Origin of the sequence: Pseudomonas sp. NFACC13-1 (genome assembly GCF_900104425.1) — a bacterium.
Lineage (GTDB): Bacteria > Pseudomonadota > Gammaproteobacteria > Pseudomonadales > Pseudomonadaceae > Aquipseudomonas > Aquipseudomonas fluorescens_AA.
Map to the genome: position 1 here is coordinate 61,990 of NZ_FMXV01000016.1, position 12,659 is coordinate 74,648.

Sequence of the window (12,659 nt, forward strand, 5' to 3'; positions counted from 1 at the left end):
TCAGCTAGTTAGCTGTTAAGTAAGTGCCATTCAAATCTGTCCCCTTTTCGCACTTTTTCAGCCCCCTTTTTCACGTACTTTTTAATCATGATTCAAATGCTTAGCCGCCTGATTCAAAAGGATCATGAACTCTTCTAACTCAAAACTCCAACTCCCGCCTTTAACAGGGGGGTAAATTTCGATCTCAACTGATCTGCCAGGCTCACAGGTTACTTCAGCCAGCTGGTCAGTTCCCGCCCATATTTCAAATACCAAATTTTCACGATCTGGCGGGCTAGCTATCATTGAAGATAAATGATTCATGGTTTTGGTGGCTCCAATAGACCAATAAATTTCCCATTAGCATCATAACGTAGCCCCCGACCGTCGGGAGCGATTACATCCATTACCTTTCCAAATCTCCCCGTATCCTTATAGGCTACAGTTGTCGCAGGATTGCTCAGAATTTCATCAGCTATTTTTTGACCTTGAGCGTTAATTTCGGAGGGACTTCCTTTAACGCTTGGGAACGCACTGCCTTCACGGCTACCGTGTTTCTGAAGAGCTCGGCCAGCTAGCGAAAGCTGTCCAGACTTATCCGCCGGATCCAACAGTTTTCCCGCATTCGACAAATCTTCGATGCTCTTCCCTGCAAACGAGCCTTTTGCACCGCCTATACCACCGCTCTTCTCCGGCAAATCACAAGGCCCAGTGTTATGCACCCAGGTCTTGAGCTCTCCCACATAGAACGTGTGGCCGATATCGACCGTTAGGTTATATGTTTTGCCGATTGGCGCGTAAAGCTCCAAGGACTCGACTTCCGATGAGGTATTTTCTGTCTCTCCGTCGGCCAGCGATTGCAGCAAGTCGCCAGGCTTCAGGTCGATAACGGGGATGAAGTCACGTTTGGCCGGTACGTAAAACGGATGGCTTGACGTGACCAGCAGTGTTTCGCCTTGCGCGGAGCCATCGTGACGCACGCTTTTGAGTTTGAGGCGGTAAATTGGCTGGTCGCTACGCTGGTGAGTAGCGAGGATCGCAGCCGCAAAGGGCTTGCCGCCTTTTTCCGGTTTACTCCATACCACGTCGCCGACTTGCAGCGTTTCGATGGCTCGGTCGCCCTCTGGCGTCGATACCATCGTCCCGGCGGCAAAGCAGCAGGGGCCTTTATTTCCTGCGGTTGGGTTACTCACCAGTGGGCCTTTTGACCCCTTCCCATCCGCTACCACAACGGGCGTAGGCTCTTTCGAACCTCTATTTTTCGAAAGTACCCCCGTCAACACCGAGGCCATAAACTGACCGCCGCCGATCAGGTATTTGTCCGTTTCGAACTTTGGATCGAGCGTTGTATCTTCTATCTCATCCGCGATTTCTTTCCCTATGGCTTCGCTGAATTGTTCGGTTTTCTCAAGCAGTGCTTTACCCGGCTCGGTTTCGGAGGCCGCGTTGATGACAGCCAGTTGCACGAGCCCTTTAGGGCCTTGTGCCATAGCAATGACCACGGAGATCGCTTGCTTCTCGTCCTCATGCGCAGCAGCGTACTCATTGATCCCCGAAAATGTCCGTAAGGTATCTTGGGCAAGGCTGAGCTTCTCGACATCGTCATCAGTGACAGAGGTAGGGGCGAGTTCCAAACCCGATGGGCGCTCTGCGTTAGACGAGTGCACCTGAACTTCTTTGCTTATGGCCTCGACCTGCTTAACATCCACACCAGCGAGCCGGCCTACCTCAGCCAGCACCCGCTCTTGGAAGTCCGGGTTACTCATGGTCTTCATGGCCTGAGCACGCGTAAGACCGCCGATGATCAACGCCTCCATAGTCGCTTCGGCGAAATCGACGCCCACCATCGCCGAGGCACCCGCATCCATTTTCCGCCCCAACCCTGCCTCGATCTTGTTGACCGCCGCATTGAAGTCGTAGCCGGCTTGCTGGAAGTTCTGCTTGGCCGTTTCGTCGTAGTTGCGGAGTTGCTTGGTCCACTCCTTGGCGGTTTCAATCGGCGTAAGGGCTGCCGTCACGGAAGACTTGGTCACGTACAGGTCTGTACGGTGTTCATCATCCCGGGTGATTTCGTAGGCTTTGTCGACGTCGCGGTTCAGGCCTTTGGTCGAATCGGCTCCGGTCCCGGCGTCATTGCGCACCACGACGTCGCCCGCCCCCACGGTGGCACGTACGAGCTGTTGGCGGTCCTTCTCATAGTTCCAGCCTTCGACACTCCAGCCGTTCTTGTCCTTTTCGCCCTTGCCGACCTGACTACTGTCCTGGGCTCCGCCGCCCCCCTTGGAGTAGCTGCCACCGACGTTCAGGTAATAGCCATGCTCCTTGTCCTTGCCAGCGATGTCGCTGAAGCCCAGCGTGCCGGTGTCAAGTTTGAGCTTGCCGGTATCCGAAGCGATAAGCGCCCCGTCGAGCTGGGTGTGGTTTTCGGTACGGATGTCGACCTTGTCCTGCCCGGTGATGCGGGTCTGTTGCTCGACCCATTCGGTCGAGCCAGAGGTCTGGCCATAGCCGACCGAACCACTGACACCCGCTCCTGGCCCCACGGTTACTGTCACGCTGAGGTCGAATTCCTTGCCTTCGACCTTGCCCGTATCAGGCACCGACGAGACATTGAGGTCACGGCCAACCCGGCCGATGACTTCATTGCCGCGCAGGTCCGCACCGGCGATATTCGTGTCTTTGCCGCTGGTGAAGCCCAGGCGATTACCTGCGTACAGATAGGCCTGTTGTTGCCGCTGGGCTTCACGCTCCAGGTTGCCTCTGCCCAGATTGACGCTGGCGTAGATGCCGACGCCTTCAGAGCCGACGCTGAGGCCTACCTCACCGCCGCCGCTCTTGCGGGTATTGTCGCTGCCGCTGTCGTTCTGGGCGGCGCGAATGTTCAGGTTGTTTGCTGCGCGCAGGTCGATATCACGCTGAGCCTTGACCTGGGAGCCAATCAGGTTCAGATCATTGCTCGCCTGCAGGTTGACGTCCCGCGCCGCATCCAGGGAAGTGACCGTCGACGTTTGCTGTTCGCTGTCGCCGCTGGCAATACCATTGCTGCCACCGACGCCAAGCTTGAAGCCGCCGCTGGTTCCACCATGGATACCACCCCAACTTTGTCGCTCACGAGTCTCTTCGGCATAGCTGCCTTTGGCGGCATCGAGGGTGACATCGCGTCCCTTGACATTGATATCGCGACCGGAGATCAATTGGCTGCCGCTGATCTGAACATCGTTGTTGGCAGCAATGTTCAGATCGTTGCCTGCGTTCAGCGTCGACGAGCGACGGGTCTGTTCAATGACCTGCTGACTGGTGCTCTGCTTGCTGTTACCGATCTTGGCGTCGAACGTAGGGCCTGAAACAAATTGGGAAACGCCGTCCACAGCCTTCAACGTACTGGAAGCCTTGCTGACACCATCTTCGCCCTGGCCGGCACCTTTGACGACATCGCGGGTTCGGCCGTAGTTGTGGTTCATGCTCAGGCTGGCGCCGTTTCGTTCGCTCTCGCGTTGATGCTCGATCAGTTGCATTTCGCGGGCAGCGTCGATCTTGATATTGCGACCGGCCGTCAAGTCGATATCGTTGAACGCCTCAAGGTCTGAGCCGATCTGGGTGATATCTCGCTTGGCGTTGACGGCCAGGTTTTGACCGGCACTGATCTGGCTGGCAGCAGCGGTTTGCTGCTCCAGCCGGTTTTTCTCTTTGGTGCGGTCCGCACCGGCGAAGAAATTGATGCCGTTGGCATCCGAAGACACACCGATCCCGGCTTGTTTGTTCTTTTCCCAGTCCTGCTCGGAACGGCTGTTCTGCGCAGCCAGCACATTTACGTCGCGTCCGGCATTCAAGCTGACGTTGCGCCCGGCATCGATGCCGCTGCCGATCAGGTTGATATCGCGTTCTGCCTGCAGGGTCGCATCACGATCAGCGGAAACCTGGCTGCCCACGCTGGTACTACTTTGCGCTAGCCGACCCGCTTCCTTGGCCGAGGAGATCGAGAGGAAACCACCCGACACCGATAACCCGTTTTTCTTCTTGTACTCCTCACTCCGGCTATAAGCCGTATCGTTGGCCGAGACGAGGTTAATGTCGCCACTGTCCTTGACCAGACCCGCACGCAGTTCCACATCATTGCCAGCAGTGGTCTCACTGGCCCGCACGCGCAAGTCGTTGCCTGCCGCGATCACCACGTCGTTGCCGGCCTCTAGCTCACTGGCTACCTGGGAGGCCGTAGTCTTCAATTCGCTCTTGCCGCTCTTGGACAAGCCGAGGAAACCCGATTTGGTTTTCTTGCTGTAGGAGCCATGCTCCTCGACACCCGATAGCACTGCCACATCACCCGTGGCACCGACGACCAGGTCATCACCGGCCTTCAACTGACTGCCGATCACGGTGACATTACGACCGCCATCCAGCGTGACATCGCCACCAGCGGCTTGGCTGGTATTGACCGTCAGGTCCTGCCCCGCCTCCACCACGGATGCGATGTTGGTGCTGTGGTAGCTTTCCCGTTGTTCGCTTTTACTGCGGCCAAAGGAGCCTTTGCTTTTCTTCGAGTAGAACTCCGCGGCTTCATCCGTTGCGGACAACAGATTGATATCGCGCGTGGCGTCGAGGGCAACGTCCTTGGCGCCTTTCATCTGGCTGGCCACCAGGCTCAGGTCTTGTCCCGCCTTGGCGCTGAGGTCGCCTCCCGACTGGACAAGCGATGACTGCTGGCGGACCAGATCGCTGCTGCTTTTGACTTTTTTGCTTTGGGACGCGCGATGGCTTTCGTTGGCCGCAGACTCGATGGCGATATCGCGCCCGGCTGTCAGCGCCAGGCGGGTCTGGGCGATGACGTTGCTGGCAACGACCCTCAGGTCCTGCCCGGCCGTGACCTTCAGCTCGCGGTCAGCCGTCACGCTGGAACCATTCTGGGTAATGGTCTGGTCCCGGTGTTTGCTGCCCTGCGTATGGCTGTTCACCTGCTCGGCGGAGGTAAGGTTCACATCACGCATCGCCTGCAAGTTCGTGTCGTTACCACTCTTGAGTACACCACCAACATTGGCGATATCCCGCCCAGCGCCCGCGCTCAGATCATGACTCGCCTCAATCCGCGCCGCGCTGTCGGCAAAATCACGTCGCTCGGTCTTGGAGCCGGTGCTGCTGGCATGGGTGGTGATGGTTCGTTCGTTGGTCAAATCACCGGCCACCGCCACAACACTGACATCCCGTCCAGCAATAACCCCACCCGCCCTGTTAGTCAGGTTATTACTCGCCAACGCATCCAGCCGACCACCCGCCTCCATCAGCCCGCTGTTGACCAAGCTGTCGCCAGCCGAAGCCCTCAGGTTGCTGGACGCCCGCAAGGTGCCCGCATTGTTCAGGTTTTGACCCGTGATCAGGCTGATGTCGGCGCCCTGAATCAACGCACCATTGGCCGCGAGGCGGTTGTTGGCCTGGGCCAGGTAGAGCACCGGCACCAGCACCTGCTCGTTGTTCACCGTGCGGGTTTCCATCCAGACGATGTCATGGGTCAGGGCCGCGACTTGTTCGGCGGTTAGGCTGACGCCCAAGGACAGGTTCAGCGTGTCCTTGCTGGCGATGGCGTTGTTCATCAGGTACTTGAACATGCCGTCGTCGGAGGTCTGGCCGTCGAGGAAGCGCTGGCCGGTGCGGGCGATCACGGCTTGTTGGATCAAGCGTTGTTCGTAGAAGCCGTCACCCAGGCGCTTGGCGGCGATGTCGGGGTCGTAGCCCAGGTTCGTCAGCAGGTAGTCCGAGCTCATGAAGCGGCGCATGTCGGTCAGCGCCGGATTGGTCTCGATCAGGTATTTTTGCGGGTTGGCCTGGAACGAGCGGTCCGGCAGGCCGCGTACTTGGGTCAGGCCTGAGGCTTGGGTCGGCGTGGTCGAGCCTTCGCCGCTCATGCGGAACAGGCCGTTTTGCCCGGTGGGCAAATCAAAACCCGGCAAGGCCAGCGGATCGACCTGTTGCTGGGTCAGGTTCGGGGGTAGCTGCCGATTGATGCTGATGCGGGTCGAGAAGGCGTTGTCGGCCTGGGTGTCGGTGCGCGGGCCGGCACCGACATAGTTGTAGCCGCCACGCACGACGCTGTTGTCGGTGTTACCCGAGGCGCGGACATCGACTGCGCCGCCGGCCTGGATAATCGCGGCGTAGGTCTGGTTATCGGTAGTACTTGCCTGGGTGCGGAACTGCGGGAGCTCACGTTCGGTCATGCCGATGAAGCGGCTCATCGCTGCCTCGAGGCCACCCAGGTCATTGGCGTTGTAGCCTGGGCTCTGCAACCAGTATTTGTTGGTGAAGTCATTGGCGGCGGCGCGCCAGCCACCTGGGCTGCGCGTGCGCTCGGACATGAAGGTGCGCGAGGTTTCGGTCTCGCCGGTCTCGATGCCGATGTTGTTCAGGCTAACGAGGTTGGCGGTCAATGCGCCGCCGACGCCGATGCTGCTGCTCCGGTTGGTCAGGGTGTCGCCCTGGATATCCAGGTTACCGCCGGTGGTGATGCTGGAGGCGGCGCTGGCCGCGGTGACTTCGAACTTGTCGCGCTGAATGATCTGCCAGACGTGGTTCTCCTTGCCACCGCTGCAATCACCGGCGTTGACCCCTTCGATACAGGCCACTTCCCTGATCGAGGCGGTGTAGATGCCCGCGTCGTGGGCGGTCAAGACCTCACGGACGTTGTCGATCGTGCTGGCCGCCAGGCGCATGCTGCCATCGCTCTGCAGCGAGCCGGAGCTGTTGAGGATTCGGTTGGCACGGGTGCCGAGGCCGTCGCGATCGATGCTCAGATCGCCCAGGCTGTAGATATCGGCATAGCGGTTGGTCAGGCTATTGACGCGCAGGCTGGTAGCGCCGCCGCTGAAGATCAAACCGTGCTCGTTGAGCAGGTCGCCAGTCGATACGCCGAGCGCACCGGCACTGCCGAGGGTGCCGTAGTTGTTGATCGTGGCGGCAGTGACGTTCATGTCCGCCGCCGAGGTCAGGCGACCGTAGCTGTTGAGGACGCCATCGACCACGACGGTTGTGCGGCCGCCGCCGGCGATACTGCCGTTTTGCTCCAGATTGATCAGCGCGGCCTTGAGGCCCAGGGCACCGAGACTGCTCAAGCGACCGTTGCTGGCATAGGCGCCGGTCAGTTGCAGGTCGATGGCCCCATCGCTGCCGATCAGGCCGTCGACGCGCCAGTTGCTGCCACGGCCCACCATACTATCGGTACTGAGCAACTGGCCGGTGGAGGTCTGGGTCAACTGGTCGACATCCACGACCAGGTGCCCGGCCTGGATCGCCGTGCTGTTGGTCCAGCGATCAGCCGTCACCGTCAGGTTGCCGTAGGTCACCAACTGCCCGCCCGCCTGGCCCAGGTTGGCCTGGCTGATGCCGAACACTCCCAGGCCGGTGTGCAACAGCTTGCCACCCGCGTTCTGAATGCTGCCGGTGTCCAGGCCCACATTTTGGCTGGCGGTTTCCAGGGTGCCGTCGTTGTTATCGAACAGGCCACCGATGTCGAACACGGTGGTGCTGTTCTTGCCCAGGGTGCGCAGTTGGCCCTTCTGGTTGCTCAGGCTCGCGGCCAGAATATCCAGGCTGTCCTGGCTTTCGATGATGCCCGCGTTGTTGTTCAGCGCGCCCGAAAGGTCAAAGTCGATGCGACTGGCGCTGACCTGCCCGCCGCCGCTGTTGTCCATGTCCCGACCAATGACCTGGACCTTGCCCGTGGCGTATATCCCACCGTTGCGATTGTTGATATCCGCACCCGCGTTGGTGATCACGACATCGCCGGCTTGTGCAGCGATGCGCCCGCCGTCGTTGAACAGCCCAGCCAAGGCTTGGATGCTGAGTCCTTGGGCCTGGATCGTGCCGCCCCGAAGGCTCACGTCATAGCCGTTTTTCAGCACACCCGTGGCCCGCGCCTCCAGCGCGGCTTTGACGCTGGACAGCACGCCGCCGCGGTTGTCCAGGTTGGTCGCGAAGACACTCAGCTTGGCGTCCTGGGCGATGATGCTGCCACCCTGGTTATCGATATCACCTGCGACATCCACGGTCACCAGGCCCTTGCCTTGCAACGTGCCCTTGGCGTTGTTCAGGCTGGCGGCATCGAGTTCGAGCGCGCCTTCACGGCTGGCGATCAGGCCCTTTTCGGCGTTTTTCACCGAGTCGCTGGCACTGACCAGCAACTTGCCATTGGCGGCGACAGTACCTTTGTTGCTGTTGTCCAGGCTGGCGGTGCGCACGGTCACAACGCCCTGGCTGGACAATTCACCGCCCTGGTTTTTGATCGCGCCGGTGCTGGTGATGTCGAGGTTTTTACCGGTCATGACCAAGCCGGTCAGGTTGTCCAGGCTGCCGAGGATCAGCGTCGCGCTGTTCAGGCTCGATAATTCACCGGCATTGTTTTCCAGGTGGCCCAGGTTGGCCGTCAGCAGGCCCTGGCTATTGATCAGGCCGCCCTGGCTGTTGAGGACCTGATCGGCGGTCAGGTGCAGTTCGGTGTTGCCGAGGATGCGGCCTTTGTTGCGGTTATCCACTGCGTTGCCGGTGACGGTGGTATTGCGCTGCCCACTGAGCGTACCGCCCTGGTTGTTCAACGCCGTGGTGGTCGTGACGTTCAGGTCGCGACTGGCAATAACGGTTTTGCCGCCGTTGTTCAGTTGCTTGGCCGTGAGGGAGACATCGCCCGTGGTATTGCGGCTGTTATCGGCGTTGACGCCGGCTTCGATGATGCCGTTGTTGCTGAGCGTACCGCCGCTGTCCAGGTGAATGCTGTCGCGGGCCACCAGGTTTTTTTGGCTGGTCAGGTCGCCCTGGGTCTTAACGTCCAAGCGGCTACCAGCGTACACCTGGCCACGGGTTTCCAGGCTTTTGGCCGCGATGTCGACAGCACCGGCGGCGGCCGTCTGCGCCAAACTCAAATGCCCATTGGCATCCAGCTGAATATCCCCCCCACTGGCGACCATCTTGCCGTCCAGCTTCACCCCGACTCCGGCCTCGGTACCCACCAGCTTGATCGCCCCGGCGTACATACCACCCAAGGCCGAGGAATCGATGGCCAATTCAGGTTTGGCACTGCCGTCATCGGCGCGGGCAGTGGCATTCAGGGTGCCTGCGTTGACGTCATTGCGCCCGGCGACGATGGTCAGGTTTTTCGCCTGAATCTCTGCGTTGATCTTGGCGCTGCGGGTGATGATTTCGAAGCGGTCGACGTTGTTCGCGTTCAGGCCCGCGCCTTCGATGGCGACGCTGCCCTGGTCCACCTGATAGCGACCCACCTGGCCGTTTTCGATGATCGGCTTGCCCGTGGTCAGGGTCGCCTTTGGGGTATTGATGAAACCGCAGCCGTTACAGCTGATGCCATAAGGGTTGGCGACGATGACGTGGGCCGACTGCCCTGCCACTTCGGTGTAGCCGCGCAGTTGGCTGGGGTTGCCGCCGTTGACTTCGTTGAGGATGGTGGTAGCGGCCGTGCCCTGGAGGTTCGGGTTACCGAGGATGATCCCACCCAGTTGCGTGGCCTGGGCCGGGTTGGTGGCGTTGTTGAGGATCACGCCGTTGCTGCCGACGTTGTAGTCCTTGAACTGGTTGTGAGACAGCCCACTGCCGTTGGGCTTGGCGATGTTGACCACCGGCACGCCGTTGCCCGCCTGACCGAGGCTGGTGCCCGGGGCGCTGACCACGATGCCGTCGGCCTGGGCCCACATCGGTTGCCAGAACATGACGTTGGCCAGCAGGAACGCCAGGCCACGCTTGGGCATGCCCCAGAAGGCGTCGCGGTTTTTCAGGGCAGCAGAAGGCTGGCGGGCCAGGAAGGCGTGTTGGCGGTCGTCCATGATCAGGTCTCGTTACAGCAGCGTTAAATAGATACATCCAAGCGGAAGTAGATCGGCGCTTCGCGCTCGGTCAGGGCATCCGGACGTTCCAGGGAATGGGCGAAGGTGACGCTGGCGTTCAGGTGCTCACCGCGGGCGAACAGCTCCAGCGAGTTGCTCGACATGCGCCCGTGCTGATCACCGTTGTAGCGATCGCCACGAATCACGCCCTGGTCATAACCGAGGCTGGTGCCATATTCGGCAAACACCGGGCGCAGCCACTCCATGGTCACCGGGCGGCTCCAGCGCAGGTCGTTGCGCCAGTAGCCGCCGCTGTCGCCGGACAGCGTCTGGTCCTTGTAGCCGCGAACCGACGACAGGCCGCCCAGGCTCATGCGCTGGGGGCTGAACAGCACGTCTTCGCTGCGCTGGCCGGTCATCAGGCTGCTGAAGCTGAAGGACTCGCCGCCCAGCATGAAGGGCTGCAAATAGCTGAGGGTCGCGGTGTATTTGCGATAGCGCGCATCCGGCAACCCCGGCCCCGGCTCATGATCGCCTTGGGCATCGAGGGCACCGATACCCTGTTGCAGGCCCAGGTCGAAGTTGACGAAGGCATTGCCGATCCGCCGGCCATGGTTGATACCGAACTGCGCCTCGCTGATGCGATTGCTGCTTTCGGCAAGCTTGCTGTCTTCGATGAAGTTGTTGGTGCGAAGGTACGAAAGGCCGGTGTTGAGGGAGGTCTTGCTCACGGCATCGCGATGGACCACCCGCTCCAGGCGCACCTGATGGTTCTGGCTGTCGCCGCTCTGCTTGAAATTGAAGCCGTTGGCCTGGCCCAGCGCGCGGTACTCGCTCTGGCTGTAGGTGTAGCTCAGGTTCCACCAGCCAAACGGCAGGTTGTAATAGAGCATGCCATTGCGTGAGGTTTTCTGATGGTCGCTGACGGCATCGTGGCCGCCGCGCAAGGCCAGTTGGTCAGCCAGGCCCAAGGGGCTGTCCCAATCCAGGGAAGCGCCCCATTGCTGCTCGCCGGTGCTTTTCTGCCCATCGTTATGCCGTGACAGGCCGGCGCGCCAGGGTTTCTGCGGGGTGTTGTCGACCCGCACTTCGCTGCCACCGATGTTTTGCCCGGGGGTCAGCTCCATTTGCGCACGGTTGGACGGCAAACGGTTCAGTTGATCGACCATCTGCTCCATCTCCCGCAGGTTGAGCAGATCGCCGGTTTTGCCGGGAAACGCCATCGCCAACTCACGGTCCGACAGCTGGCTGTTCTCGGCACCTTTCAGGCCTTCCAGGCGGCCCTCGACGACCAGCACTTGCAGGTGACCGCTGGACAGGTCCTGTTGCGGCAAATAGGCGCGACTGGTGACCAGGCCCTTCTCCAGGTAGTGGTCGGTAATGACCTTGAGCAACTGGTTAAGCTGCGGCACGCCCAGGCATTGGTTGAGGAAAGGTTTGAGCAGGCGTTGGCGCTCGCCCTCGGACAACGCATCGGCGCCCTTGAGCTCGATGGTCTTGATCGGGAAGCAACGGGTATCGGCAGGTGCGGTGGGCTGGGCCGGCTTCGTGTCCTTGCCGGGCAGGTCCTTGAGTTCCTCCAGGCGCCGACGCTGCTCTTCGAGCAGACGGTCCTGGCGCTCACGGATCAGGTCCGTGTCGCCGGGGGTTGGCGCGGCGACGGCAATGTTCATCGCTAGAAAACACAGCGACGCAACGACTAGCCTCGTCCCTAAGGCGAATACGGACATGTTCGATCCCTCGATACAGAAATGACAGCAGGCATGCACAGCAATGCGCGCACACCAGACCCTGCATATCGCTTTCGGTTCAAGAGAGCGGGAATTTTCCACTCAAAAAAGAGACGCGTCTCACAGGACGCGTCTGAAAACACAACAAAAACGACTGCTCGGATTGCGCAGGCGCCTACAGGCACTCATCCAGGAAACTCACCACGGTTCCCATGCAAGCCATCCGTTCCTCGATATGGGGCATATGGCTGGAGTGTTCGAACAACGCCCAGCGAATGTCGGGAACATGATCCACATAGGGTTTGACCACCAACGGCGTCGCTTCATCGTATCGGCCTGAAATCAGCAGGGTCGGCACGCTGATCCGAGGCAAGCGATCGGTGATGGACCAGTCCTTCATGCTGCCGATCACATGGAATTCGGTGGGGCCATTCATGGCGTGATAAACGGTAGGATCGGCATCGATCTGGGCAAAGGTCCGGGCGACGTCATCGGGCCAGGGCGTGACACGGCAGACATGACGATCATAGAAAACCCGAGCGGCCTCAAAATACTCGGTAGACGTCAAGGTTCCGGCCCGCTCGTGCTTGAGCAGTGTTTGCTGCACCTCAAGGGGTAGAAGCTGGCGCAAGCGATTGACTTCAAGAAGCCACGTGGACATGTCCGCCGGGGAGTTGGCGATAATCAATGCGCGCAAGCCCGCAGGCTGGAGCACCGCATGTTCGCTGGCCAGCATGCCGCCCCAGGATTGCCCCAACAGTGCGTAATGGTCGCGAATGCCCAGATGATCCAGCAGGTTCTCCAACTCATCGAGAAAGAGCGCCACGTTCCAGAACGAGGGGTCTTTTTCCGGAAGATGGGTGGAACGCCCATTGCCCAGTTGGTCGTAATGAATCACCGGATAGCCACTGTTGGCAACATCCTTGAAGGCATCGACATAATCGTGTGTACAGCCCGGTCCGCCATGCAGGATCAGCAGCGGCGTACGGCCGCTGCTGAAATCGCCCGTGATGCGATACCAGGTCTGATACGGACCAAAAGGCGCAAAGCCTTCGTGCGTTACGGGAAGATCCATTTCGTGCCGCTCCCTAGAAATCCTGCGGAACACGATACCGGGGAGTGGACGGCGGAATAACTA

4 protein-coding genes are annotated in these 12,659 nt (G+C 60.1%); all 4 read right to left on the reverse strand.

All coding sequences use genetic code 11. The features are described 5' to 3' along the window. Positions 1 to 81 precede the first annotated feature (81 nt). A complete protein-coding gene (locus BLQ55_RS19635; protein ID WP_092256071.1) occupies positions 82 to 303 on the reverse strand; it encodes a hypothetical protein in 222 nt (73 codons plus the stop codon). Next, positions 300 to 9,791 carry a hemagglutinin repeat-containing protein gene (locus tag BLQ55_RS19640; RefSeq protein ID WP_092256074.1) on the reverse strand — a complete coding sequence of 3,164 codons (9,492 nt, stop codon included), beginning with the start codon at positions 9,789 to 9,791 and terminating at the stop codon, positions 300 to 302. Before BLQ55_RS19640 ends, BLQ55_RS19635 begins: the two co-directional genes overlap by 4 nt. Positions 9,792 to 9,814: 23 nt before the next feature. Continuing rightward, entirely contained in the window at positions 9,815 to 11,464 is a 1,650-nt protein-coding gene (locus tag BLQ55_RS19645; protein ID WP_256326611.1) for a ShlB/FhaC/HecB family hemolysin secretion/activation protein, read from the reverse strand. Between the two features lie 232 nt (positions 11,465 to 11,696). Further along, a complete protein-coding gene (locus BLQ55_RS19650; protein WP_092256081.1) occupies positions 11,697 to 12,596 on the reverse strand; it encodes a proline iminopeptidase-family hydrolase in 900 nt (299 codons plus the stop codon). Positions 12,597 to 12,659 lie beyond the last annotated feature (63 nt).